The sequence below is a fragment of the Streptomyces sp. NPDC051662 genome, assembly GCF_040681655.1.
GTDB lineage: Bacteria > Actinomycetota > Actinomycetes > Streptomycetales > Streptomycetaceae > Streptomyces.
On sequence record NZ_JBFAZD010000002.1, the window covers coordinates 111,300 to 135,681 of the forward strand.

The following is a 24,382-nucleotide window of genomic DNA, read 5'->3' on the forward strand; positions in this document are numbered from 1 at the left end:
GGGTGACTCAGGACTCCTGGGTGACGGAGACGAGCACATCGTCCCCTTCGATCTTTACGGGGTATACGGGGACCGGGCGCGTCGCGGGCAGGCCGGACGGCTTTCCGGTACGGAGGTCGAAGCTGGAGCCGTGCAGCCAGCATTCGATCATGCAGTCCTCGACCTCGCCCTCCGAGAGGGACACGTTCGCGTGCGAGCAGATGTCGTTGATCGCGAACACCTCGCCCCCGGTACGGACGAGGGAGACGGGCGTGCCGTCGAGTTCCACCCTCTTCGGGGTGTCCTCCGCCAGCTCGCCCAGCCCACAGACTCGGACGTAGGCCATCAGACTGACGCCTCCAGCTCCGCCTCGATCGAGGCCATCAGACGTTCCTCGACATCCGGCAGGCCGATCTTCTGGACCAGCTCGGCGAAGAAGCCGCGGACCACCAGCCGGCGGGCCTCGGTCTCCGGGATACCGCGGGCCATCAGATAGAAGAGCTGCTCGTCGTCGAACCGGCCGGTGGCGGAGGCGTGCCCGGCGCCGGCGATCTCGCCGGTCTCGATCTCCAGGTTCGGCACCGAGTCGACCCGGGCGCCGTCCGTGAGGACCAGGTTCCGGTTCATCTCATAGGTGTCGGTGCCCTCGGCCGCGGCGCGGATGAGTACGTCACCGATCCAGACGGCGTGCGCGTCCGTGCCCTGGAGCGCGCCCTTGTAGGCCGCGTTGGACTTGCAGTGCGGGACGTTGTGGTCGACGAAGAGACGGTGCTCCTGGTGCTGGCCGCGGTCGGTGAAGTAGAGACCGAACAGCTCGGCCTCACCGCCGGTGCCCGCGTACTTCACATGCGGCTGGAGCCGTACGAGATCGCCGCCGAAGGTGACCACGACCGACTTGAACGAGGCGTCGCGGCCGACCAGCGCGTTGTGCTGGGCGACATGGACGGACTTGTCGTCCCAGTCCTGCACGGAGACGACGGTCAGCTTGGCGCCGTCCCCGATGAGGAAGTCGACATTGGCGGCGAGCACTCCGTCGCCGGTGTGGTCGATGACCACGACCGCCTCGGCGAAGGCTCCCAGCTCGATGATCTGGTGACCGTACGAGACCCCGCCCTCGCCGTGGACGGCGATCCGGATCGGCTCGCTCACCACGGTCTCCTTGGGCACCGAGACGACCGAGGCCTTCTCGAACGAGGAGTACGCCTGGGCGGCGACCCGGTCCACCGGGATCCCGGCCTTGCCGATCCGCGCGTCGTCACGGCCGACGGTCTCGACGATGACGCCCTCGGTGGCGGTCACCTCGACCGTGACGCCGCCGTCCTGCGCGACGGCGGTGCCGTCGTGCAGACCGCGCAGCCGTTCCAGCGGCGTGAACCGCCACTCCTCCTCGCGGCCGTGCGGGACGGGGAAGTCCGCCACGTCGTAGGAGGGGGGCGCGCTCATGCGCGTGGCGACGGTCGACTCGGCGGCCACCGCGATCGAACCGGCGGTCGTGGAACCCGCCGGAATGTTCTGAGCCTCAGCCATGGCTGTCGTCGTGCTCTCTCTCTGCCTCTGCGTAAGGGATTACGGGCGCTGCTGGTCGGGCGGGGCCTGGCGGCGGTCAGCCGACGGAGCCCTCCATCTGCAGCTCGATCAGCCGGTTGAGCTCCAGCGCGTACTCCATGGGCAGCTCCTTGGCGATCGGCTCCACGAAGCCGCGGACGATCATGGCCATGGCCTCGAACTCGGAGAGACCGCGGCTCATCAGATAGAAGAGCTGGTCCTCGGAGACCTTGGAGACGGTCGCCTCGTGGCCCATGGACACGTCGTCCTCGCGGACGTCCACGTAGGGGTAGGTGTCGGAGCGCGAGATGGTGTCCACCAGCAGCGCGTCACAGAGCACATTGGACTTGGAGCCCTCGGCGCCCTCGCCGATCTCGATCAGACCGCGGTAGGAGGTACGGCCGCCACCGCGCGCCACCGACTTGGAGACGATGTTCGACGAGGTGTGCGGGGCCATGTGGACCATCTTGGCGCCGGCGTCCTGGTGCTGGCCCTCGCCCGCGAAGGCGATGGACAGGGTCTCGCCCTTGGCGTGCTCGCCCATCAGGTAGACGGCCGGGTACTTCATGGTGACCTTGGAGCCGATGTTGCCGTCGACCCACTCCATGGTCGCGCCCTCGTAGGCCACGGCGCGCTTGGTGACCAGGTTGTAGACGTTGTTCGACCAGTTCTGGATCGTCGTGTAGCGGCAGCGACCGCCCTTCTTGACGATGATCTCGACCACGGCGCTGTGCAGCGAGTCCGAGGAGTAGATCGGGGCGGTACAGCCCTCGACGTAGTGGACGTAGGCGTCCTCGTCGACGATGATCAGCGTCCGCTCGAACTGGCCCATGTTCTCCGTGTTGATACGGAAGTAGGCCTGGAGCGGGATGTCGACGTGCACACCCTTCGGCACGTAGATGAACGATCCGCCGGACCACACGGCCGAGTTCAGCGAGGCGAACTTGTTGTCGCCGACCGGGATGACCGTGCCGAAGTACTCCTGGAAGAGCTCCGGGTGCTCCTTCAGCGCGGTGTCCGTGTCCAGGAAGATGACGCCCTGCTCCTCCAGGTCCTCACGGATCTGGTGGTAGACGACCTCGGACTCGTACTGGGCCGCGACACCGGCGACAAGGCGCTGCTTCTCCGCCTCCGGGATGCCGAGCTTGTCGTACGTGTTCTTGATGTCCTCCGGCAGTTCCTCCCAGGAAGCCGCCTGCTTCTCGGTGGAGCGCACGAAGTACTTGATGTTGTCGAAGTCGATGCCCGACAGATCCGAGCCCCAGTTGGGCATGGGCTTCTTGTCGAACAGGCGCAGACCCTTGAGCCGCAGCTTCAGCATCCACTCGGGCTCGTTCTTCTTCTCCGAGATGTCGCGGACGACGGCCTCGGACAGCCCGCGCTTGGCGGTGGCGCCTGCGGCGTCGGAGTCGGCCCAGCCGAATTCGTACGTGCCCAGGCCCTCAAGCTCAGGGTGGGCAGTCTCCGTGGGGAGCGTCATGCGGGGTTCCTCCCGGCTGTGCTTTCAGAAGCGTGATGAGTGGTCTGTGTGGGGTGCTGTGGGTGTTGCGTGGCGCGCGGAATGAAGGTCGTGCAGACCCCGTCGCCATGGGCGATGGTGGCCAGCCGCTGCACATGGGTCCCGAGCAGCTGGGAGAAGAACTCCGTCTCCGCCTCGCACAGCTGGGGGAACTGCTCGGCGACATGCGCGACCGGGCAGTGGTGCTGGCAGAGCTGCTCGCCCTGTCGGTTCGGCGCGCTACGCGCCGTAGCAGCGTACCCGTCGGTGCTCAGCGCCTCGGCGAGTGCCTCCGTACGCTTCTCCGGCTCGGCGGACTCGACCGCCTGCCGGTAGCTCTCGGACTGGCCGGCGATACGGGCGCGCGCGAAGGCGGCGACGGCCGCCTCGCCCCGCTCACCACCGCCGGCGGCGGCGGCGATCCAGCGCAGGGCGTCGGCGGCGAGCTGGTCGTAGGACTGATCGAAGGCGTCCCGGCCGCAGTCCGTCAGGGCGAACACCTTGGCCGGCCTGCCGCGCCCGCGTGAGCCGTAGACCCGCTGGTCACGGGGTTCCACCACGGAGTCGGCCGCCAGTGCGTCAAGATGGCGGCGTACGGCCGCCTGAGTGAGCCCGAGACGTCCCGCCAGCTCGGAGACGGTGGACGGGCCGTGGTCCAGGATGGAGCGCGCGACCCGGTTGCGAGTGGAGTGCTCGCCGGTCGCGAGTTCCTCCTGGGAAGCCTCGCCAACGTATTTCACAACGCCATTGTTGCGTAATTCATCCGGCCCTGACAACCGAGGTGGAAGCCGACTTCCGGTGCGCTTGATCACTAAGGGTTACCTAACCGGAAGGGCCCCACCCCGGAAGCCGGGCCCTGGATGGCGTGGAACCGCCGTTTCGCCCCCGCGGGATTGAGGCCCTTCCCGGCTGCCTAGACTTCCCGGCATGTACAGCGACTTCCCGGGTGACCGTCTGCCCGAAAGCGGCTCCGCCGCGGGCCGGACCACCGGAGAGCCGGTCGTCGAGGTACGGGGCCTGGTCAAGCGGTACGGGGCCAAGACCGCGGTGGACGGCCTGGATCTCGCGGTCGGCGCCGGTACGGTCACCGCCGTCCTCGGCCCCAATGGAGCCGGCAAGACCACCACGGTCGAGATCTGCGAGGGGTACCGCGCGCCGGACGCCGGGACCGTACGGGTCCTGGGTCTGGACCCCGTCGCGGACGCCGCCCGGCTGCGCCCGCGCATCGGCGTGATGCTCCAGTCCGGCGGTGTGTACTCCGGCGCGCGCGCCGACGAGATGCTCCGCCACATGGCCCGCTTGCACGCCCGCCCGCTCGATGTGGACGCGCTGATCGAACGGCTCGGCCTCGGCGGCTGCGGCCGTACCACCTACCGGCGGCTCTCCGGCGGCCAGCAGCAGCGGCTCGCGCTGGCCCTGGCCGTCGTCGGCCGCCCCGAGCTGGTCTTCCTCGACGAGCCGACCGCCGGTCTCGACCCGCAGGCCCGCCGCTCCACCTGGGATCTCGTACGCGAGCTGCGCTCCGACGGGGTGGGAGTGGTGCTGACCACGCACTTCATGGACGAGGCCGAGGAGCTGGCCGACGATGTGGTGATCATCGACGCGGGCCGGGTCATCGCCCAGGGCAGCCCCGAGGAGCTGTGCCGCGGCGGCGCGGAGAACACCCTGCGCTTCACCGGGCGCCCCGGGCTCGACCTCGACTCCCTGCTCAAGGCGCTGCCGGACGGCACCACCGCCGACGAGCTGTCCTCGGGGGTGTACCGGATCACCGGCGGGGTCGATCCACAGCTGCTCGCGACAGTCGCCTCGTGGTGCGCGCAGCACGGCGTGCTGGCGGACGGGATCTCCGTGGAGCGGCACACGCTGGAGGACGTCTTCCTCGAACTGACCGGCAAGGAGCTGCGTTCATGAGCACCAGCACGAGCGGTACGGGTGCGCGCGGCGCCGGTACGCGCGGCAGCGGCACCTACGCCCCCGCGCCCGGCGCGGCCCCGCTGGCACGCATGATCGCGGCACAGACGGCGTTCGAGACGAAACTGCTGCTGCGCAACGGCGAGCAGCTGCTGCTGACCGTGATCATCCCGTCGCTGCTGCTGGTGCTCTTCTCGACGGTCGACATCATCGACACGGGCGCGGACAAGGCGGTGGACTTCCTGGCCCCGGGCGTGCTCGCGCTGGCCGTGATGTCCACGGCGTTCACCGGCCAGGCCATCGCCACCGGTTTCGAGCGGCGGTACGGGGTGCTCAAGCGGCTCGCGGTGTCCCCGCTGCCGCGCTGGGCACTGATGACCGCCAAGACGCTCTCCGTACTGGTCACCGAAGTGCTCCAGATCGTGCTGCTGACCGTGATCGCGTTCGGGCTCGGCTGGTCCCCCGAGGGCAGCCCGTTCGCCGTTCTGCCGCTGCTCGTGCTGGGCACGGCCGCATTCTCCGGGCTCGGGCTGCTGATGGCCGGCACGCTCAGGGCCGAGGCGACACTGGCCGCCGCGAACCTGGTCTTCCTGCTGCTCCTGGTGGGCGGCGGGGTGATCGTGCCGCTGGACGAGTTCCCGGACGCGGCGCGCTCCGTGCTGGGGCTCCTGCCGATATCGGCGCTCTCCGACGGACTGCGCGAGGTGCTCCAGCACGGCGCCGCGCTGCCGTGGGGCGACCTCGGGATACTCGCCGTCTGGGCCGCGCTCGGCCTCGGCGCGGCGGGCGCGTTCTTCCGCTGGGAGTAGCCGGGAGCAGGCCGGAGCGGGTGGCCGGGACCGCCCGGAAGCGGCTTACGTACCCCTCGTGAAAAGCTGCACAAGCTCCGTCCTACGATGGTGGCCGTGTTGACCCCCCTCGCGTATATCGCCCAGCGCTGGACGCCCTCACCCCGTGTGCTCCAGCGCGCCGCGCTCACCGCCGTCGTGATGAGCGTGGTCATCGTCGTCACCGGCGGCGCTGTCCGGCTGACCGGTTCGGGCCTCGGCTGTGACACCTGGCCGAAGTGCACGGACGACAGTCTCTTCGCCACACCCGAGCAAGGTCTGCACGGCGCGATCGAGTTCGGCAACCGCATGCTGACCTATGTGCTGTGCGCGGCGGTCGGCTGGACGATCATCGCGGCGCGCTCCACCAAGCCGCGGCGGCGGGGGCTGACCCGGCTCGCCTGGTCGCAGTTCTGGATCGTGATGGGCAACGCCGTGATCGGCGGGATCACGGTGTGGATGGACCTCAACCCGTGGACCGTCGCGGGGCACTTCTTCCTCGCCAACATCCTGCTCACCGTCACCACCCTGACCTGGCTGCGTACCCGCGAGGGCGACGGCGCCCCCCGGCCACGTGTCCCGCGCCCGGTGCGCAAGCTGTCCTGGGCGCTGGTGGGCGCCGCCGTGGTGCTGATCGCGGCGGGTACGGCGGTGACGGGCTCGGGCCCGCACGCCGGTGACAGCAGCGATGTGCCCAGGATGCCGTTCGACTGGGCCACCGCCGCCCATGTGCACGCGGTGTTCGCCTGGATCGTCTGCGCGCTGGCGGTGGCGATGTGGCTGGTGCTGCGAGTGGTGGACGCCCCGGCCGACACCCGGGCGCGCGCCCGCGAACTGCTGCTGGTGCTGCTCGCGCAAGGCGCCATCGGCTATGTGCAGTTCTTCACCGACCTCCCCGAAGTCCTGGTCGGCACCCATATGTTGGGCTCCTGCCTGGTGCTGATCGCCGTACTGCGGCTGTCGATGAGCCTGCGCGAGCGCCCGCGGACGGCGACGGAGATCCCCGCGCAGTCGGACCCCACACTGTCGGTGGTCTGAGCGACGTCGGCGGTCCGAGCGACGTCGGCGGTCCGAGCGACGTCGGCGGTCCGAGCGACGTCGGCGGTCCGAGCGCGTCGGCGGTCCGAGCGGCGCGACCGGAGACACGGCTACGGAGCGTCCGGCAGCCCGTAGAGCCGGTGGGCGTTGCCGGCCGCGATCATCCGGGCGACGCGCTGGGCGTCCCGTAACGCCCACGCGCCGTCGCCCACCCAGCCGCCGAGGACCCGCTCCAGCGCCTCCCGGAACACCTGGGCGCCCACCACATGCAGCTCGGGCAGCCCGCGCGCGCCGCTGGAGAACAGCAGCTTCCCGAACGGCGCGAGCTCCAGGATCTCCGCGAGTACGGACGCGGCTCCGGCCCCGGTCCGCGCGAGTACGGGCCCCAGGTCCGCGTACACATGCGGGAAGACGCTCGTCAGCTGGGCCGCGTGCCGGTGGTGCGGATAGCCGTTCAGCAGGACGAGATCGGTACCGAGCCCGGCCGTGGCCGCCGCGAAGCCGGTGAGCGCCCCGGGGTCGGCGTGGCTCTCCGGTGGATACGTGTCGGTGGCGCCGCACGTGTGCAGTTGAAGCGGCAGCCCCGAGCCGACCGCCGTCCAGAGCAGATGGCGCAGCAGTACGGAGTCCGTGAGCGGGTCGCCGGCCCGGCGCCCGGCCAGCCAGCGCCCCGCGGCGCCCCGTACCTCCCCCGGTCCCGGCGGCTCGGGCGAGACGGCGAGGCCGGTCCTGGCCCCGGCGACGGAGCTGAAGGCGACGGCCGAGTCCGCCGCGGCGTGCACGGATTCGGCGAGACCGGCCAGGAAGGTGCCGGCTCCTCCTGAGACATCCGCGACCCGTTCGGCCAGCGGTTCCAGCCGGACGATCTCCCGGGCCTCGGCCGCGCCCGTCGCGGCCATCTCGGCGGGCCCGGTCAGATCACCGGGCAGTCCGGTGTCCACCAGATAGGTGGAGATCCCGGTGGAGCGCAGCAGCCGGCGTCCGGTTTCGAGTACGCCCAGCTCCCGGCGGCGGGCGAGATAGCGGGCGGGCGGGCAGTGCGGTTCCAGGTCGAGCAGCGGCGGGCACCAGCGCCGGACGGCGAACCCGGTCTGGGTGTCGAAGAACGTGGTGCCGGGCGCGGGCGCGCGCGCCGTCGCGCCGAGCTGGGCCTCGAAGGTGGCGAGGCCCAGCTCCGTACGGTGCACTCCGTGGCAGTACTGGTCCACCAGGGACGCTGTTTCGATCATCGGGTTTCCCGTCGTGGACCGTACTCCTACTGTCCTAACGGGTAACTCGCGCCCGGGTGGCGCCTGCCGGGAGGGGCACTGGAGGAGTACGTCGGTCCGGCCCGGGCTCTCAGACCTCGCGGCCACCGAGCTGGAGTCCGGCCATCCGCTTCCATTCGTACGGTCCCGTGCGCACCTTGGCGGCGAACTCGCCGTCGAAGGACTCGTGCAGCGTCAGCCCCGCCTTCTCGGCGGCGCCGCTCGCGATGGCGTGCGAGGGGGCGACGAGATCGCCCCAGCCGCCGTCCGCGCCGACCAGCACGATGCGCGTACCGGCCTGTCCGAGATACGCGAGCTGCCCCTCGGCGCCGCCGTGCCGTCGGGCGAAGGCGCCGATCCGCTTCGCCAGCCGGGCGGCCCTGCGCTCGTCGCGCGCCTCCCGCCGGGCCAGGGCCCTGGCCTCGTCGGGGTCGGCGCTCTGCTCTGTCTGCTGGGTCTCTGCCATGAACGGGATGCTACCCACGGGTAGCTCAACCGACGACGGGTGGGGCGCGTGGCCTTGACCACGCGCCCCACCTGTCGGTGGAGCGAAAACGCCTCAGCTGGGCCCAGGAGCGCCTCAGCGCAGGAAGGGATCCACGGCCACGGCCACGAAGACCAGCGACACATAGGTGATGGACCAGTGGAACAGCCGCATCTCCTTGAGCTTGGCGCCCGTCTCGCCGGCCTTGGCGCGCGACTGGAGTCCGTGCGCCTCCCAGAGCCAGTAACCGCCGGACACCAGGGCGACCGTCGTATAGAACCAGCCCGTGTACCCCAGGGGGGTCAGCAGCAGCGAGACCGCGACCATCACCCAGCTGTAGAGGACGATCTGACGGGCCACGACCTGGTTGCTCGCGACGACCGGGAGCATCGGGACGCCCACGCGCGCGTAGTCGTCCTTCACCTTCATGGAGAGCGGCCAGTAGTGCGGCGGCGTCCAGAAGAACATGACGAGGAAGAGGATGACGGCGGCCCAGGACACCGAATTGGTGACCGACGACCAGCCGATCAGCACCGGCATACAGCCCGCGATACCGCCCCAGACGATGTTCTGCGAGGTACGGCGCTTGAGGATCATCGTGTAGACGATGACGTAGAAGAGCAGCGCACCCAGGGCGAGGCCCGCGGACAGCCAGTTGACCAGAAGTCCGAACCAGAGGGTCGAGACCAGGGTCAGCGTCAGACCGAACACCAGCCCCTCGCGCGGCGAGACCATGCCGGTGACCAGGGGACGCTGCGACGTACGGTCCATCAGGGCGTCGATGTCGCGGTCGATGTACATGTTCAACGCGTTGGCGCCACCGGCGGAGAGATAGCCGCCGACACAGGTGGTGACCACCAGCCAAAGATCCGGCACGCCTTGCGCGGCCAGGAACATCACCGGAATGGTGGTGATGAGCAGCAGTTCGATGATCCGTGGCTTGGTCAGCAGCACGAATGCCTTGACGCGGGCGCCGAACGGCCGATGGCCGCCCGAGCTCGGAGTCAAGGCGACCCCTGCGGGTCGGGACTCGACGGCCGTCACGCACACCCCTGACAGAGAAATCCCAGCAAGCTCCGAGCGTGAAGGCCCGGTAAAGACTTGCGCGTACCACGCCACTCTAGACGTTGCCCATACGCCGATCTCCGCGGGGGTCCGTCGCACGGGACCGCGCGGAAACACCCTCCCGGAACGGTCCCCGCGACCTGCCTGACGGTGAACTCCGGAACGCCGGGAGGCGAACTCTCCGGGCGCACCGCACCCTGGAAACACGCTCGGAAAGATGACTGTCGCTGCGGGTAGGCTCGACAGCGAACCGGTGCGCCCTCAGACACCGGAATTCGATCATGTGGAGAGGAGCCCTGACTCAGGGTGAGCACCAAGCCGACCACCACAGACCTCGTCGAGTGGACCGAATCGGACCGCCGGGCAGTCGACACCGCCCGCGTCCTGGCCATGGATTCCGTACAGAAGGTCGGCAACGGCCATCCGGGTACGGCCATGAGCCTGGCCCCCGCCGCGTATGTGCTCTTCCAGAAGCTCATGCGGCACGATCCCGCCGACGCGCAGTGGACCGGCCGAGACAGGTTCATCCTCTCGGCGGGCCACTCCTCCCTGACTCTGTACATCCAGCTCTACCTGGCCGGATACGGAGTGGAGCTCGAAGACCTGGAGTCCTTCCGTACCTGGGGTTCGAAGACCCCGGGCCACCCGGAGTACGGGCACACCGTCGGTGTGGAGACCACCACCGGCCCGCTCGGACAGGGTGTCGCGAACGCGGTGGGCATGGCGATGGCCGCCCGGTACGAGCGCGGTCTGTACGACCCGGAGGCCGCGCCCGGCACCTCTCCGTTCGACCACACCATCTGGGCGATCGCCGGTGACGGCTGCCTCCAGGAGGGCATCTCGGCCGAGGCGTCCTCGCTGGCCGGCCATCAGAAGCTGGGCAATCTGGTCCTGCTCTGGGACGACAACCACATCTCCATCGAGGGCGACACGGAGACCGCGGTCTCCGAGGACACCCTCAAGCGGTACGAGGCGTACGGCTGGCATGTGCAGCGCGTCGAGCAGCTGCCCAACGGCGACCTCGACCCGCAGGGGCTGTACGACGCCCTGAAGGCGGCGCGGGCGGAGACCGGGCGTCCCTCGTTCATCGCGGCCCGCTCGATCATCGCGTGGCCCGCCCCGCACGCGCAGAACACCGAGGCGGCGCACGGCTCCGCGCTCGGCGACGAAGAGGTCGCCGCCACCAAGAAGGTGCTCGGTTTCGACCCGGAGAAGTCCTTCGACGTCTCCGCCGACGTGCTCGCGCACACCCGCGAAGCGCTCGACCGCGGCCGTGAGGCGCGTACCGAGTGGGAGAAGACCTTCGCCGCCTGGCGCACCGCCAACCCGGAGCGCGCGGCGACGTTCGACCGGGTCAGGGCAGGCGAACTGCCCGCGGGCTGGGAGGAGAAGCTCCCCGCCTTCGAGACCGGCAAGTCCGTCGCGACGCGTGCCGCGTCCGGCAAGGTGCTCCAGGCGCTCGGTGAGGTCATCCCCGAACTGTGGGGCGGCTCCGCCGACCTCGCGGGTTCGAACAACACCACCATCGACAAGACGTCGTCGTTCCTCCCGGTGGGCAACCCCCTGCCGGAGGCCGACCCGTACGGCCGCACGGTGCACTACGGCATCCGCGAGCACGCCATGGGTTCGACCATGAACGGCATCGCGCTGCACGGCAACACCCGTATCTACGGCGGCACTTTCCTGGTGTTCTCCGACTACATGCGCCCGGCCGTGCGGCTCGCCGCGCTGATGCGGGTGCCGGTCACCTATGTCTGGACCCATGACTCGATCGGTCTCGGCGAGGACGGTCCGACCCATCAGCCGGTCGAGCACCTCTCCGCGCTGCGGGCCATCCCCGGTCTGAACATCGTCCGCCCCGCCGACGCCAACGAGACGGCGATCGCCTGGCGCGAGATCCTCAAGCGGCACGACAAGGGCGCTCCGCACGGTCTGGCGCTGACCCGCCAGGGTGTGCCGACGTACGAGGCCAACGACGAGGCGGCCAAGGGCGGTTACGTCCTGTTCGAGGCCGAGGGCGGCGCTCCCCAGGTCGTACTGATCGGCACCGGCTCCGAGGTGCAGCTGGCCGTCGAGGCGCGTGAGCAGCTCCAGTCCGCCGGTATCCCCACCCGGGTGGTCTCGATGCCGTCGGTCGAGTGGTTCGACGAGCAGGACCAGGAGTACAAGGACAGCGTTCTGCCGCCCGCCGTCAAGGCGCGGGTGGCGGTCGAGGCCGGTATCGGCCTCACGTGGCACCGCTTCGTGGGCGAGGCCGGACGCATCGTCTCGCTGGAGCACTTCGGCGCTTCGGCCGACGGCAAGGTCCTCTTCCGCGAGTTCGGCTTCACCGCGGACGCGGTGGCCGCGGCGGCACGGGAATCTCTGGCGGCTTCGGCGCGCTGACGCCTTTATACGAACAGTAGGAGATGCAACTCTCATGACAGACGCACTCAAGCGCCTCTCCGACGAAGGCGTCGCGATCTGGCTCGACGACCTCTCGCGCAAGCGGATCACGTCCGGCAACCTGGCCGAACTGCTCGATCAGCAGCACGTGGTGGGCGTCACCACCAACCCGTCGATCTTCCAGAAGGCGATCTCGGGAGGCGACGGGTACGACACCCAGCTGACCGACCTCGCCGCTCGCAAGGTCACCGTCGAAGAAGCCATCCGTATGATCACCACGGCGGACGTCCGGGACGCCGCCGACATCCTGCGTCCGGTCTTCGACGCGACGCAGGGCCAGGACGGCCGGGTCTCCATCGAGGTGGACCCGCGGCTGGCGCACAACACGAAGGCGACCATCGCCGAGGCCAAGCAGCTCGCCTGGCTGGTGGACCGTCCGAACACGCTGATCAAGATCCCGGCGACCAAGGCGGGTCTGCCCGCGATCACCGAGACGATCGGCCGGGGCATCAGCGTCAATGTCACGCTGATCTTCTCGCTGGAGCGCTACCGCGAGGTCATGGACGCCTACATCGCGGGTCTGGAGAAGGCACAGGCCGCCGGCCTGGACCTGTCCAAGATCTACTCGGTGGCGTCCTTCTTCGTGTCCCGTGTGGACACCGAGATCGACAAGCGGCTCGACGCGCTGGGCACGCCCGAGGCCAAGGAGGCCCGCGGCAAGGCGGCCCTGGCCAACGCGCGGCTCGCGTACGAGGCGTACGAAGAGGTCTTCGCCACCGAGCGCTGGGCGGCCCTGGACCGGGCTCAGGCCAACAAGCAGCGTCCGCTGTGGGCCTCGACCGGCGTCAAGGACCCGGCGTACAAGGACACGCTGTATGTCGACGAGCTGGTGGCCCCGCACACGGTGAACACCATGCCCGAGGCCACACTCGAAGCCACCGCGGACCACGGCCGGATCACCGGTGACACGGTGCGCGGTACGTATGACCAGGCGCGCGCGGACCTCGAAGCCGTCGCGAAGCTGGGCATCTCGTACGACGAGGTCGTCCAGCTGCTGGAGGACGAGGGCGTCGAGAAGTTCGCGACCTCCTGGAACGACCTGCTCAAGTCGACCGAGGCGGAGCTCAAGCGCCTCGCCCCTTCGGAGGGCTGATCCCTTGACCGCAACCCACGGAGCGAACCCGCTCCGTGACGCCGCGGACCGACGGCTCCCGCGTATCGCGGGGCCGTCGGGCCTGGTCATCTTTGGCGTCACGGGCGATTTGTCCCGAAAAAAGCTGATGCCCGCCATCTACGACCTGGCCAACCGCGGTCTGCTGCCGCCGGGCTTCTCGCTCGTCGGCTTCGCACGCCGTGAGTGGCGGGACGAGGATTTCGCGAAGGAGGTGCACGACGCCGTAAAGGAGCACGCGCGCACGCCGTTCCGGGAGGAGGTCTGGCAGCAGCTCATCCAGGGGATGCGCTTCGTCCAGGGCGACTTCGGCGACGACGACGCGTTCGAGAACCTGAAGGCGACGATCGCCGATCTCGACAAGTCGCAGGGCACGGGCGGCAACTTCGCGTTCTATCTCTCCGTACCGCCGAAGTTCTTCCCGCAGGTCGTCCAGCAGCTCAAGAAGCACGGTCTGGCCGACCAGACGGAGGGCTCCTGGCGGCGCGCCGTCATCGAGAAGCCCTTCGGTCACGACCTGGCCTCCGCGCAGGATCTGAACAAGGTCGTCCACGAGGTCTTCCCGTCCAACGAGGTCTTCAGGATCGACCACTATCTGGGCAAGGAGACCGTCCAGAACATCCTGGCGCTGCGGTTCGCCAACACCCTCTTCGAGCCGATCTGGAATCGGTCGTATGTCGACCATGTCCAGATCACCATGGCCGAGGACATCGGTATCGGCGGCCGGGCCGGCTACTACGACGGTATCGGCGCCGCCCGTGACGTGATCCAGAACCATCTGCTCCAACTGCTCGCGCTGACCGCGATGGAGGAGCCCGCCTCCTTCGACGCGGACGCGCTGGCCGCGGAGAAGACCAAGGTGCTGGGCGCCGTGCGGCTGCCGAAGGATCTCGGCGAGGGCACGGTGCGCGGGCAGTACGCCGCGGGCTGGCAGGGCGGCGAGAAGGCCGTCGGCTATCTCCAGGAAGACGGCATCGACGCCAAGTCGAAGACCGACACCTATGCCGCGGTGAAGCTGCAGATCGACAACCGCCGCTGGGCGGGCGTCCCGTTCTATCTCCGCACCGGAAAGCGGCTCGGCCGCCGGGTCACCGAGATCGCGGTGGTCTTCCAGCGCGCGCCGCACTCCCCCTTCGACCACACGGCCACGGAGGAGCTGGGGCAGAACGCCCTGGTCATCCGCGTCCAGCCGGACGAGGGCGTGACCATGCGATTCGGCTCGAAGGTCCCCGGCACCTCGATGGAGGTCAGGGACGTCTCGATGGACTTCGCGTACGGCGAGTCCTTCACGGAGTCCAGCCCCGAGGCGTACGAACGGCTCATCCTCGATGTGCTGCTCGGCGACTCGAATCTCTTCCCGCGCGTGGAGGAGGTCGAGCTGTCCTGGAAGATCCTCGACCCGATCGAGGAGTTCTGGGACACGCACGGCAAGCCCGCGCAGTACGAGTCCGGGACCTGGGGTCCGGTCGAGGCGGACGAAATGCTCGCACGAGACGGACGGAGCTGGCGCCGGCCATGAAGATCGACCTTACGGACACCACGTCGAGCAAGATCAACAAGGCGCTGGTGCAGGGGCGGAGGGCGATCGGCACCCCCGCCGTCGGCATGGTCCTCACGCTGGTTCTCGTCACCGACGAGGAGAACCAGTACGACGCGCTCAAGGCCGCCAACGAGGCGTCCCGCGAGCACCCGTCGCGGAAGCTGGTCGTCGTCAAGCGCGTCTCGCGCTCGCCGCGCGACCGGGCCAAGGCCCGGCTCGACGCCGAGGTACGGGTGGGCGCGGACGCGGGCACCGGCGAGACGGTCGTCCTGCGGCTGTACGGCGAGGTGATGGACCACGCGCAGTCGGTGGTCCTGCCGCTGCTGCTGCCCGACGCCCCGGTCGTGGTGTGGTGGCCGGTGGGCGCGCCGGTCAACCCGGCCAAGGACGCGCTGGGCAGGCTGGCACAGCGCCGGGTGACCGACACATACGCCGCCGAGAATCCGGTGGCGGAGCTGTCGGCGCGCGCCGACGCCTACACCCCGGGCGACACGGATCTGGCCTGGACCCGGATCACGCCCTGGCGCTCGATGGTCGCCGCAGCCCTGGACCAGGTGGCCTGCGATGTCACCGCGGTGGAGGTGGAGGGCGAGGAGCACAACCCGAGCTGCGAACTGCTCGCGATGTGGCTCGCGGACCGGCTGCACGTACCGGTCAAGCGCAGTGTCTCCAAGGGTCCCGGTCTCACGGCCGTACGGATGGAGACGACCTGCGGCCCGATCAAGCTGGACCGCGCGGACGGCTCGCTGGCGACGCTCTCCATCCAGGGGCAGCCGGACCGGGCGGTGGCGCTGAAGCGTCGGGAGACCTCGGAGCTGATCGCCGAGGAGCTGCGCCGGCTGGATCCGGACGACACCTACGCGTCGGCGCTGCGGTTCGGCGTGGACCGGCTCAGTGATGTGGCGGGCCCGGCGTCGAAGACGGCGGGTGACGGCGGTACGGCCGGTACGGCCGGTACGAAGCACGCCACCACCGCCACGCCCGCCGCCATGCCCAAGAAGGCGGAGTCGAAGTGAGCGCTCCGCAGCTGGTCGTCCACCGCGACAAGGAGCTGATGGCCCAGGCCGCGGCGGCCCGGCTGATCACGAAGATCGTGGACGCCCAGGCCGCCCGCGGCTCCGCCTCCGTCGTTCTGACGGGCGGGCGCAACGGCAACGGCCTGCTGGCCGCGCTGGCCACGGCGCCCGCGCGCGACGCGGTCGACTGGTCGCGGCTCGATCTGTGGTGGGGCGACGAGCGGTTCCTGCCGGAGGGCGACCCGGAGCGGAATATCACCCAGGCGCGGGAGGCACTGCTCGACTCGGTGCCGCTCGACCCCTCGCGGGTGCATGTGATGCCGGCCTCGGACGGACCGTACGGCAGTGATGTGGAGGCGGCGGCCGCCGCGTACGCCACCGAACTCGCCGCCGCGGCCCGCCCGGAGGATCACGGGCCCGTGCCGACCTTCGACGTCCTGATGCTGGGGGTCGGGCCCGACACGCATGTGGCCTCGCTCTTCCCCGAGCTGCCGGGCGTACGGGAGACCGAGCGCACGGTGGTCGCCGTGCATGGCGCTCCCAAGCCTCCGCCGACCCGTATCTCCCTCACACTGCCCGCGATCCGCGCGGCACACGAGGTGTGGCTGCTGGCGGCGGGTGAGGACAAGGCGAGGGCGGCGGAGATCGCCCTGTCGGGTGCGGGCGAGATCCAGGCGCCCGCGGCGGGGGCGTACGGCCGCGGCCGTACGCTGTGGCTGCTGGACGCGGCGGCGGCCTCGGAGCTGCCCCGCGCGCTCTACCCGCCGGCTTCCGCGTAGGCCGGTCCGCGGGGCACGTATACGCATCGCGGCCCGGCTCGTCCTCGCGGCGGACCGGGCCGCGACGCGTGCGCGTGCCGTGTCTCTTACGTTCTTACGTTTCGCGAGGCGTCCCGTCCTGGTCCGGCTCGCGCTCCGGCACCGGCTCGCGCTCCGGCACCGGCACCGGCACCGGCACCGGCTCCAGGAACGGCGTCAGCAGGCCCGGAACCGCCTCGTCCGCGAAGGCCAGGCCCTCGCCCCACGCCGCGTCGTACACGTGGTACGCGCCCGCGCCCGCGGCGGTGGTCGCCGTTAGCGTCAGCAGGCCCGCGCGGCGCTGGAAGTACGACTGCTTGACCGTCCAGCCGATCACACCACCGCGCTGGAGGGCGACCGTCGCGCGGCGCACCGTGCCGGAGCGGGCCACGAGATAGCCGCCGCTGAGGCCATGGCCCAGGTTGCGGTAGGCGTCCAGGGCGAACAGTACGGCCACGGGCAGCAGGATCACCGCGCAGACCGCCGCGACGGAGAGCAGCACATCGGTCAGCAGCAGACCGAGGACGGCGAGGACGACGACCGGCAGCAGGGCATACGCAAGGGACCAGCGCAGCCGGCGCCCACGCGCGGCACGCGGGTGCGGGAGCAGGGTCACGCTGCTCGTCGGGGACACGGGCTCGCGCAGTACCTGCGCCGCCACCGCGTCGGCCAGCGCCCGGGGCGCGGCCGGCAGCAGCGTCTTATTGTCGCTGTGCCCGTCCTCTTCCTCCTGCGCGAGACCGGTGGCGACCGCGTCCACCCTGGCCGCGCCCGCCATCCGGACCCCCAGCGGCTCGACCAGCTCCACACCGCGCAGCCGGCGCTCCTCGATGGAGATGGAGCGGGAGGTGAGCAGTCCGCGGCGGACCCGGAGCGTACGGCCGGGCTCCCGCTCAAGGCGGTAGTTCCACCACATCTCGATCCACAGGCCCAGTGACCCTATGACGCCCACGAGGGCCAGCACGGCGAGCAGGATCACGCTCCCCCAGAGGATCGAGGCGGTCCGGAAGTAGTCGCCCAGCCATTCGAACAGCCTCAGCTGCATGCCGACCCAGTCGCTGAGCTGCACCAGTCCGCCGGCCGCCGAGGCACCGAGCAGCGGAGCGACGAAGGAGAGCGGCGCGTACCGGATCCACTGCCGGTCGAAGGAAGCCAGCGTGCCGTCGCTGTACGCCCCGGACGTCTCGGGGATCCGGTCGAGCAGCTCGCTTCTGAGCCACTCGCCCTCGGCGCGGGTGACGGGGTCGAGTTCCAGCGTGGATTCCCCGCCGGCCTGCTCGCCGGTGCCGATCCGGACCTTCACCAGCCCGAGGACCCGGAGCAGGGGATGGGCCGTCAGGTCGACGCTCCGTATTCGCTCACGGGCCAGCGACCGGCGTTTCAGCAGGAACAGTCCGGTGTGGAGTTCGGCGCGCTCGGCTCCTATCCGGTAGCGGGTGCGGCGCCACCGTATGTAGTCCGCGCCCATGACGCAGACGATCAGCAGCACGGCACCGGCCGACACCCAGCCGATCGCCTTCAGCGACCCCAGGCCGCCGGCCATGCCGACGAAGGACGGCACACCGGCGACTACGGCGACGCCGATCATGAGCACCGCGGTGACCAGGAGCGTACGCCGGTCCAGCCGCCGCCACTCCCCCTCCGCGGGCCCCCCGGACTCCGCGGGCTCGCTCATGTCGCGTCCCCCGGAGTGGCCTGGGTGATGTGCGTCAGCTGCTCGGCCAGCCCCGCGGCCAGTTCATGGTCGAGCCCCGCGATCCGCACGGCGCCCTTGGCGGACGCGGTCGTGACGGTCACCGTGGAGAGCCTGAACAGCTGCTCCAGCGGACCGCGCACGGTGTCCACGGTCTGGATCCGGGACATCGGCGCGATCCGCCACTTCCGCCAGAAGAAGCCGGTGCGGACGTAGACGGCCTCGTCCGTCACCTCCCAGCGGTGCACCCTGAACGACCACATGGGTATCAGTGCCGTACAGGCCAGCCCGAGCACCGCCAGCACGACGGCGGGGACCAGCAGCCATGTCCGTGCCGGGGTGATGAGCGCCCCGAGCAGGACCAGTACCCCCACCGGCGCCACGGTCAGCAGCAGCCACCGCGTGCGCCACCACCCGATGGCACGCCTGTCCAGCGTGTTGTTCGGCGGGCGCAGCCGCCGGCCCCCCTCCCCCGTCATCGGCTCAGCGCCCCCGCAACGAGCGGTACGCCTCGACCAGCGTGGCGGTCGAGGAGTCCAGCCCCTCGCCCGGCTCGTCGCCGGTGAGGACGGGCTCGATCTTCTTGGCGAGGACCTTGCCCAGCTCGACGCCCCACTGGTCGAAGGAGTCGATGTTCCAGATGGCGCCCTGGACGAACACCTTGTGCTCGTAGAGCGCGATCAGCTGGCCCAGGACGGACGGGGTGAGCTCCTCGGCGAGGATGGTGGTCGTCGGGTGGTTGCCGCGGAACGTCTTGTGCGGCACCAGCTTCTCCGCCACCCCCTCGGCCCGTACCTCGTCAGGCGTCTTGCCGAAGGCGAGCGCCTGGGTCTGGGCGAAGAAGTTGGCCATGAGCAGATCATGCTGCGCGACGAGTCCGGGCGCCAGATCCGCGACGGGCCGGGCGAAGCCGATGAAGTCGGCCGGGATGATCTTCGTGCCCTGGTGGATCAACTGGTAGTACGCGTGCTGCCCGTTGGTGCCCGGCGTGCCCCAGACCACGGGCCCGGTCTGCCAGTCGACCGGATTGCCGTCGCGGTCCACCGACTTGCCGTTGGACTCCATGTCCAGCTGCTGGAGGTAGGCGGTGAACTTCGACAGATAGTGGCTGTACGGGAGGACGGCATGCGACTGGGCGTCGAAGAACGCCCCGTACCAGACGCCCAGCAGCCCGAGCAGCAGCGGCGCGTTGGCCTCCGGGGGGGCGGTGCGGAAGTGCTCGTCGACGAGGTGGAAGCCGTCGAGCATCTCGCGGAACCGGTCGGGACCGATCGCGATCATCAGCGAGAGCCCGATGGCCGAGTCGTACGAGTAGCGTCCGCCGACCCAGTCCCAGAACTCGAACATATTGGCCGTGTCGATACCGAACTCGGAGACCTTCGCGCCGTTCGTGGAGAGTGCCACGAAGTGCTTGGCGACGGCTTCCTGTCCGGCCCCGAGCCCACTGAGCAGCCAGTCGCGCGCGGAGGTGGCGTTGGTGATGGTCTCGATGGTGGTGAAGGTCTTGGACGCGATGATGAACAGCGTCTCGGCCGGGTCCAAGTCCCGTACGGCCTCGTGCAGATCGGCTCCGTCGACATTGGAGACGAACCGCACCGTCAGCGCGCGGTCGGTGAAGGACCGAAGCACCTCGTACGCCATGGCGGGCCCGAGGTCGGAGCCGCCGATGCCGACATTGATCACGTTCTTGATCGGCCGGCCGGTGTGGCCGGTCCATTCGCCGGACCTGACCCGGTCGGCGAAGGCGCTCATCTTGTCGAGCACGGCGTGCACCGCCGGTACGACATTCTCGCCGTCGACCTCGATGACGGCGTCACGCGGGGCACGCAGCGCCGTGTGCAGCACGGCGCGGTCCTCGGTGGTGTTGATCTTCTCGCCGCGGAACATCGCGTCCCGCAGCTCGGCGACCCCGGTGGCGGCGGCCAGCTCGCGCAGCAGCGCCAGCGTCACATCGGTCACCAGATGCTTGGAGTAGTCCAGGTAGAGGTCGCCCACCTGGAGGGTGTAGCCGGCGCCGCGCGCCGGGTCGGCGGCGAACAGCTCCCGCAGATGCGTCTGCCCCAGCTGCTCCCGGTGCTTGCCCAGTGCGTCCCACTCGGGCGTCCGGGTCAGCCTCGTACGGCTTTCCGCGTTCATCTCGGACATCAGCCCACTTCTTCTCGTGCCTGCGTGCATGCCCTGTTGCCCGACCAACCTAATTGATCAGGGGACCCAACGACGCGGCGGCGAGCACGAACAGCCCGGCCGCCAGCAGAGCGGGGGTGTTGAGCCCCCAGCCGACCGCCGCCGCGCCACCGAGCAGCGCCCCGAGCGGCGCCCCGGCGAGGGCGAGCGTACGGAACGCCGCGCTGATCCGGCCCAGCATCTCGGTGGGGCCACGCTGCTGCAGCAGCGTCGCCTGGCTCACATTCCACACCATGCCCATGACGCCGAAGACACCGAGGCAGACGATCGCCGCCCACGTCTCGCGCACCGTTCCCAGCGCGACCAGACAGCCGGTCTGGACGGCCCCCGCGAGGAAGACGGCACGTATGCGGCCCATCCGCTCGGCGAGCCTCTTGGCGAGCAGCCCGCCCACCACGCTCCCCACCCCGTAGGCGGTGAGGGTCAGGGCATATCCGCCGTTCCCCGCGCCCAGCCAGCCCGTGACATGCAGGACCAGTGTGGCGATCAGGGCGCCCATCCCGATATTGCAGAACGTCGTCGCCAGACACAGCCCGCGCAGCGTGCGGTCCCGCCACAGGGTGCGTATCCCCTCGGCGATCTCACGGCGCAGTGTGGAGCCCTTCTTCCGGTGCGCCCGCTCAGGCGGCTCGGCCCGTAGCGAGGCGGCGAGCAGCGGGAGGGCGGCTGTTCGCAGCGCGTCACCGAACCGCGAGACGACCGCGGCCGACCACAGCCGGCCGAAACCGCCGCGCCACGCGGGCGTCGTTACGTCCAGGGCTTCGAGCGCCGTCACAACTCCCCCTTCCGGTCCACTGATTCAGACCGTAGGTGGTGCCACTGACAACGCGACCGCCTCAGCCAACACCCCAGAAGGGGGCAAAGGAGGACAGAAACGGTTCGGCCGGACACCTGTTGGGTGTCCGGCCGGAATAGCTGTCTAGATCTCGCCGCGCAGTTTGGCGAGCGCTTCGGCGAGGATCGCTTCGCCGTCCGCGTCGCTGCGCCGTTCCCGTACATAGGCGAGGTGCGTCTTGTACGGCTCGGTGCGCGGCGGGTCCGGCGGATTGTCCCGGTCCTGACCGGCCGGGAATCCGCAGCGCGGGCAGTCCCACGTCTCCGGAACCTGTGCGTCACTGGCGAAGCTCGGCACCGTCTCGTGCCCGTTCGAGCACCAGAAGGAGATGCGCAGGCGGGGCGCGGACTCGCCACGCTCGGCCTCACCCATCGGCCCCGCTCCGACCCGGCTTCCCCGGATCGCGTTGCCACTTGCCACGGTCGTAACTCCCTGCGTGATGGTGCCGCAAAGCATCGAGAGGCAGCTCCGCTGCCGGGCGCCCCAGTCTACGTAAGGCCCAACGCGCGTCCAGTGAAGGGAGTTACCCCCTTGCCGACGGGCGCGGAACCCATGATAGGCCGCGCCCGCGCCGCCGTACCGCGTACGGTCAGCTGTCGAGCTTGAGCACCAGACCGAGAACGACAATGCACGCGAACCACAGCAGACCGACAACCACGGTGATGCGGTCGAGGTTACGCTCCGCGACGGAGGAACCACCGACGGACGACTGCATTCCGCCACCGAACATGTCGGAGAGGCCGCCGCCCTTCCCCTTGTGCATCAGCACCAGCAGCATCATCAGCAGGCTGAAGACGATGAGGGCGATCGAGAACCCCATAACCACGGCTGGACCAACTTCCTCGGACTGACAGGACCGACAGGACTGAAAACGAACCACTGAGAACGAACGACACAGGACGAACAGAACGAACAGCACGAAACGTACGACGGGGACCGATCGGCCGCCTCCGATACGCATGGTCGCGCCACACATATACGGACGGCGTCCACTCGGCCCCCGCCAGGGTACGACGGATCCGTGCTACCGCATACTTACTGGTCGCGGAAGCGTACGATCTTGACGAACTCGTCGGCGTCCAGCGCCGCGCCGCCCACCAGGGCACCGTCCACATCGGGCTGCGCCATGATCGCGGCCACATTCCCGGACTTCACCGAGCCGCCGTACTGGATACGGACCGCGTCGGCCAGCTCCCGCGAGTACAGCTCGGCCAGCCGGCCGCGGATCGCCCCGCAGACCTCCTGGGCGTCCTCAGGGGTGGCGACCTCGCCGGTGCCGATGGCCCACACCGGCTCGTACGCGATCACGACGGACTCGGCCTGGTCGGCCGGTACGTCCTTGAGACCGCCGTCGAGCTGGTTCAGGGTGTGCTCGACCTGCTGACCCGCCTTGCGGATGTCCAGGCCCTCGCCGACACAGAGGATCGGGGTCAGACCGTACTTGAACGCTGCCTTCACCTTGGCGTTGCAGATCTCGTCCGTCTCGGCGTGGTACTGCCGTCGCTCGGAGTGACCCACGGCGACGTAGGTGCACTTCAGCTTCGACAGCATCGGGCCCGAGATCTCACCGGTGTACGCGCCGGAGTCATGCGCCGAGATGTCCTGGGCACCGTACTTGATCTTGAGCTTGTCGCCGTCGACCAGGGTCTGCACGGACCGCAGGTCGGTGAAGGGCGCCAGGACGGCGACCTCGACGGCGTCGTAGTCCTTGTCGGTCAGCGCGAAGGCGAGCTTCTGGACATGCGCGATGGCCTCAAGGTGGTTGAGGTTCATCTTCCAGTTGCCCGCCATCAGCGGGGTACGGCCGGCTTTTTCGGATGAAGCAGTCATACGGGGGTCAGTCCTCCAGTGCCGCGAGGCCGGGGAGCGTCTTGCCCTCAAGATATTCGAGGCTCGCGCCACCACCGGTCGAGATATGGCCGAATGCCTTCTCGTCGAATCCCAGGATCCGGACCGCGGCGGCGGAGTCGCCACCGCCGACGACGGTGAAGCCCGGGGAGTCGACGAGCGCCTGGGCGACGGCCTTGGTGCCCTCGGCGTAGTCGGGGTGCTCGAAGACGCCCATGGGACCGTTCCAGAAGACGGTCTCCGCGTCGGCGAGCTTCGAGGCGTACAGACGGCCGGTCTCGGGGCCGATGTCCAGGCCCATCTGTCCGGCCGGAATGGCGTCCGCGGCCACCGTCGTGGGGTGGGCCGGAGCCTTGGTCCGAAGGTCCGGGAACTCCGCCCCGACCAGGACGTCCACGGGGAGCACGAACTCCACCCCGCGCTCGTCGGCCCGCCGCAGATACTCCTGGACCGCCGGGATCTGGTCCTCCTGGAGCAGCGAGGAGCCGGTCTCGTACCCCTGTGCCTTGAGGAAGGTGAAGACCATTCCGCCGCCGACCAGGATGCGGTCGGCCTTCTCCAGGAGATGGTCGATGACCGCGAGCTTGTCGGAGACCTTGGCACCGCCGAGGACCACGGCGTAGGGCCGCTTGACGTCGTCGGTGAGCTTCTTGAGCACACCGACCTCGGTGGCGATCAGATAGCCCGCGGCGTGCGGCAGGCGCGCCGGCAGGTCGTAGACGGAGGCGTGCTTGCGGTGCACCGCTCCGAAGCCGTCGCCCACATAGAGATCGGCCAGCTCGGCGAGCTGGTCGGCGAAGGCGCCGCGCTCGGCGTCGTCCTTCGAGGTCTCGCCCGGGTTGAAGCGGAGGTTCTCCAGGACGGCGACCTGGCCGTCGGCGAGTGCCGCGACCACGGCCTTGGCGGACTCGCCGACCGTGTCGGTCGCGAACGCCACGTCGGCGCCCAGGAGTTCACCGAGGCGCGCGGCGGCGGGGGCGAGCGAGAAGGCGGGGTCCGGCGCGCCCTTGGGGCGGCCCAGGTGGGAGGCGACGATCACCCGGGCGCCGGCTTCGGCGAGCCTGGCGATCGTCGGCTGTACGGCCCGGATACGGCCGTCGTCGGTAATGGTGGTGCCGGCGAGCGGCACATTGAGGTCGGCGCGGACGAATACGCGCTTTCCGGCGACCCCTTCGGCGAGAAGTTCGTCGATCGTCTTCATCTGCTGCGGGACTCCTTGGAATGTCTGGACAGGCCAACAGGGCTCGAACAGCGCCGCTTGTGCGCCGACCGAGCCCTGTCGCTCATACCGAGATGCCTACCGGCCCTGAACTCAGCGA

At 69.7% G+C, this 24,382-nt stretch carries 23 protein-coding genes; 8 read left to right on the top strand and 15 right to left on the bottom strand.

Annotation, left to right across the window (positions count from 1 at the left end; translation table 11 throughout):
- Positions 1–7: 7 nt before the first annotated feature.
- The 4 genes from AB0M67_RS03210 to AB0M67_RS03225 form a co-directional block, all read right to left on the bottom strand.
- Entirely contained in the window at positions 8–325 is a 318-nt protein-coding gene (locus AB0M67_RS03210) for a bifunctional 3-phenylpropionate/cinnamic acid dioxygenase ferredoxin subunit (RefSeq protein WP_365742058.1), read from the bottom strand.
- Positions 325–1,506 (bottom strand): Fe-S cluster assembly protein SufD, encoded by a 1,182-nt coding sequence (sufD, locus tag AB0M67_RS03215; protein WP_365742060.1) that lies wholly within the window; start codon positions 1,504–1,506, stop codon positions 325–327. The genes AB0M67_RS03210 and sufD overlap by 1 nt, the downstream gene beginning before the upstream one ends.
- A 76-nt stretch (positions 1,507–1,582) precedes the next feature.
- Positions 1,583–3,004, bottom strand: a complete 1,422-nt coding sequence (gene sufB / locus AB0M67_RS03220) for a Fe-S cluster assembly protein SufB (RefSeq protein ID WP_365742062.1) — start codon at positions 3,002–3,004, stop codon at positions 1,583–1,585.
- The gene (locus AB0M67_RS03225) at positions 3,001–3,762 is read right to left on the bottom strand and encodes an ArsR family transcriptional regulator (RefSeq protein ID WP_365742064.1); all 762 of its coding nucleotides are present in this window, start codon (positions 3,760–3,762) and stop codon (positions 3,001–3,003) included. Before AB0M67_RS03225 ends, sufB begins: the two co-directional genes overlap by 4 nt.
- 187 nt (positions 3,763–3,949) lie before the next feature.
- Between AB0M67_RS03225 and AB0M67_RS03230 the strand changes: the two genes are divergently transcribed.
- The 3 genes from AB0M67_RS03230 (at position 3,950) to AB0M67_RS03240 (ending at position 6,798) form a co-directional block, all read left to right on the top strand.
- A complete protein-coding gene (locus AB0M67_RS03230) occupies positions 3,950–4,933 on the top strand; it encodes an ABC transporter ATP-binding protein (RefSeq protein WP_365742066.1) in 984 nt (327 codons plus the stop codon).
- Positions 4,930–5,742 carry an ABC transporter permease gene (locus AB0M67_RS03235; RefSeq protein ID WP_365742068.1) on the top strand — a complete coding sequence of 271 codons (813 nt, stop codon included), beginning with the start codon at positions 4,930–4,932 and terminating at the stop codon, positions 5,740–5,742. The genes AB0M67_RS03230 and AB0M67_RS03235 overlap by 4 nt, the downstream gene beginning before the upstream one ends.
- An 87-nt stretch (positions 5,743–5,829) precedes the next feature.
- Positions 5,830–6,798 (top strand): COX15/CtaA family protein, encoded by a 969-nt coding sequence (locus AB0M67_RS03240; protein ID WP_365742070.1) that lies wholly within the window; start codon positions 5,830–5,832, stop codon positions 6,796–6,798.
- Positions 6,799–6,908: 110 nt separating this feature from the next.
- On the opposite strand, the gene AB0M67_RS03245 is transcribed toward AB0M67_RS03240, so the two are convergent.
- The 3 genes from AB0M67_RS03245 to AB0M67_RS03255 all read right to left on the bottom strand — a co-directional run bounded on the left by AB0M67_RS03245 (position 6,909) and on the right by AB0M67_RS03255 (position 9,573).
- Complete coding sequence (locus tag AB0M67_RS03245) at positions 6,909–8,027, bottom strand: amidohydrolase (RefSeq protein WP_365742072.1); 1,119 nt, start codon at positions 8,025–8,027, stop codon at positions 6,909–6,911.
- Between the two features lie 109 nt (positions 8,028–8,136).
- A complete protein-coding gene (locus AB0M67_RS03250) occupies positions 8,137–8,511 on the bottom strand; it encodes a hypothetical protein (RefSeq protein WP_365742074.1) in 375 nt (124 codons plus the stop codon).
- Between the two features lie 114 nt (positions 8,512–8,625).
- On the bottom strand, positions 8,626–9,573 hold the full coding sequence (locus AB0M67_RS03255) for a heme o synthase (RefSeq protein ID WP_365742076.1): 948 nt from the start codon (positions 9,571–9,573) through the stop codon (positions 8,626–8,628).
- A gap of 327 nt (positions 9,574–9,900) precedes the next feature.
- Between AB0M67_RS03255 and tkt the strand changes: the two genes are divergently transcribed.
- Genes tkt through pgl form a run of 5 tightly spaced genes read left to right on the top strand, consistent with a single transcriptional unit; the run spans position 9,901 to position 16,485 of the window.
- Positions 9,901–11,979, top strand: coding sequence for a transketolase (tkt, locus tag AB0M67_RS03260; protein WP_365742078.1), 2,079 nt, complete (start codon positions 9,901–9,903; stop codon positions 11,977–11,979).
- Positions 11,980–12,013: 34 nt separating this feature from the next.
- The gene (gene tal, locus AB0M67_RS03265) at positions 12,014–13,132 is read left to right on the top strand and encodes a transaldolase (RefSeq protein WP_365742080.1); all 1,119 of its coding nucleotides are present in this window, start codon (positions 12,014–12,016) and stop codon (positions 13,130–13,132) included.
- A 4-nt stretch (positions 13,133–13,136) separates the two neighbouring features.
- Entirely contained in the window at positions 13,137–14,669 is a 1,533-nt protein-coding gene (gene zwf, locus AB0M67_RS03270; protein WP_365742082.1) for a glucose-6-phosphate dehydrogenase, read from the top strand.
- Positions 14,666–15,706: a glucose-6-phosphate dehydrogenase assembly protein OpcA gene (gene opcA / locus AB0M67_RS03275; RefSeq protein ID WP_365742084.1), complete on the top strand. Its 1,041-nt coding sequence runs from the start codon at positions 14,666–14,668 to the stop codon at positions 15,704–15,706. Before zwf ends, opcA begins: the two co-directional genes overlap by 4 nt.
- Complete coding sequence (gene pgl / locus AB0M67_RS03280) at positions 15,703–16,485, top strand: 6-phosphogluconolactonase (protein WP_365742086.1); 783 nt, start codon at positions 15,703–15,705, stop codon at positions 16,483–16,485. The genes opcA and pgl overlap by 4 nt, the downstream gene beginning before the upstream one ends.
- Positions 16,486–16,579: 94 nt before the next feature.
- On the opposite strand, the gene AB0M67_RS03285 is transcribed toward pgl, so the two are convergent.
- From AB0M67_RS03285 to AB0M67_RS03320, 8 genes are all read right to left on the bottom strand, one after another.
- On the bottom strand, positions 16,580–18,178 hold the full coding sequence (locus tag AB0M67_RS03285; protein ID WP_365742088.1) for a PH domain-containing protein: 1,599 nt from the start codon (positions 18,176–18,178) through the stop codon (positions 16,580–16,582).
- Positions 18,175–18,675 (bottom strand): PH domain-containing protein, encoded by a 501-nt coding sequence (locus AB0M67_RS03290; RefSeq protein WP_365742090.1) that lies wholly within the window; start codon positions 18,673–18,675, stop codon positions 18,175–18,177. The genes AB0M67_RS03285 and AB0M67_RS03290 overlap by 4 nt, the downstream gene beginning before the upstream one ends.
- A gap of 4 nt (positions 18,676–18,679) precedes the next feature.
- A complete protein-coding gene (gene pgi, locus AB0M67_RS03295; RefSeq protein ID WP_365742842.1) occupies positions 18,680–20,332 on the bottom strand; it encodes a glucose-6-phosphate isomerase in 1,653 nt (550 codons plus the stop codon).
- A 58-nt stretch (positions 20,333–20,390) separates the two neighbouring features.
- Positions 20,391–21,155 carry an MFS transporter gene (locus AB0M67_RS03300; RefSeq protein WP_365742092.1) on the bottom strand — a complete coding sequence of 255 codons (765 nt, stop codon included), beginning with the start codon at positions 21,153–21,155 and terminating at the stop codon, positions 20,391–20,393.
- Positions 21,156–21,299: 144 nt separating this feature from the next.
- Positions 21,300–21,635, bottom strand: a complete 336-nt coding sequence (locus AB0M67_RS03305) for an RNA polymerase-binding protein RbpA (RefSeq protein ID WP_078615979.1) — start codon at positions 21,633–21,635, stop codon at positions 21,300–21,302.
- Positions 21,636–21,804: 169 nt separating this feature from the next.
- A complete protein-coding gene (gene secG, locus AB0M67_RS03310; RefSeq protein WP_365742844.1) occupies positions 21,805–22,035 on the bottom strand; it encodes a preprotein translocase subunit SecG in 231 nt (76 codons plus the stop codon).
- A 215-nt stretch (positions 22,036–22,250) separates the two neighbouring features.
- Positions 22,251–23,045 carry a triose-phosphate isomerase gene (tpiA, locus tag AB0M67_RS03315; protein WP_365742094.1) on the bottom strand — a complete coding sequence of 265 codons (795 nt, stop codon included), beginning with the start codon at positions 23,043–23,045 and terminating at the stop codon, positions 22,251–22,253.
- A 7-nt stretch (positions 23,046–23,052) separates the two neighbouring features.
- A complete protein-coding gene (locus AB0M67_RS03320; protein WP_365742096.1) occupies positions 23,053–24,264 on the bottom strand; it encodes a phosphoglycerate kinase in 1,212 nt (403 codons plus the stop codon).
- Between the last annotated feature and the right edge of the window lie 118 nt (positions 24,265–24,382).

Bases quoted from the DNA above. Each gene is read 5' to 3' on its own strand.
- AB0M67_RS03210 (WP_365742058.1), bottom strand. From the start codon at position 325: ATGGCCTACGTCCGAGTCTGTGGGCTGGGCGAGCTGGCGGAGGACACC.
- sufD (WP_365742060.1), bottom strand. From the start codon at position 1,506: ATGGCTGAGGCTCAGAACATTCCGGCGGGTTCCACGACCGCCGGTTCG.
- sufB (WP_365742062.1), bottom strand. From the start codon at position 3,004: ATGACGCTCCCCACGGAGACTGCCCACCCTGAGCTTGAGGGCCTGGGC.
- AB0M67_RS03230 (WP_365742066.1), top strand. From the start codon at position 3,950: ATGTACAGCGACTTCCCGGGTGACCGTCTGCCCGAAAGCGGCTCCGCC.
- AB0M67_RS03235 (WP_365742068.1), top strand. From the start codon at position 4,930: ATGAGCACCAGCACGAGCGGTACGGGTGCGCGCGGCGCCGGTACGCGC.
- AB0M67_RS03240 (WP_365742070.1), top strand. From the start codon at position 5,830: ATGGTGGCCGTGTTGACCCCCCTCGCGTATATCGCCCAGCGCTGGACG.
- AB0M67_RS03245 (WP_365742072.1), bottom strand. From the start codon at position 8,027: ATGATCGAAACAGCGTCCCTGGTGGACCAGTACTGCCACGGAGTGCAC.
- AB0M67_RS03250 (WP_365742074.1), bottom strand. From the start codon at position 8,511: ATGGCAGAGACCCAGCAGACAGAGCAGAGCGCCGACCCCGACGAGGCC.
- tal (WP_365742080.1), top strand. From the start codon at position 12,014: ATGACAGACGCACTCAAGCGCCTCTCCGACGAAGGCGTCGCGATCTGG.
- opcA (WP_365742084.1), top strand. From the start codon at position 14,666: ATGAAGATCGACCTTACGGACACCACGTCGAGCAAGATCAACAAGGCG.
- AB0M67_RS03285 (WP_365742088.1), bottom strand. From the start codon at position 18,178: ATGAGCGAGCCCGCGGAGTCCGGGGGGCCCGCGGAGGGGGAGTGGCGG.
- AB0M67_RS03290 (WP_365742090.1), bottom strand. From the start codon at position 18,675: ATGACGGGGGAGGGGGGCCGGCGGCTGCGCCCGCCGAACAACACGCTG.
- pgi (WP_365742842.1), bottom strand. From the start codon at position 20,332: ATGAACGCGGAAAGCCGTACGAGGCTGACCCGGACGCCCGAGTGGGAC.
- secG (WP_365742844.1), bottom strand. From the start codon at position 22,035: ATGGGGTTCTCGATCGCCCTCATCGTCTTCAGCCTGCTGATGATGCTG.
- tpiA (WP_365742094.1), bottom strand. From the start codon at position 23,045: ATGACTGCTTCATCCGAAAAAGCCGGCCGTACCCCGCTGATGGCGGGC.
- AB0M67_RS03320 (WP_365742096.1), bottom strand. From the start codon at position 24,264: ATGAAGACGATCGACGAACTTCTCGCCGAAGGGGTCGCCGGAAAGCGC.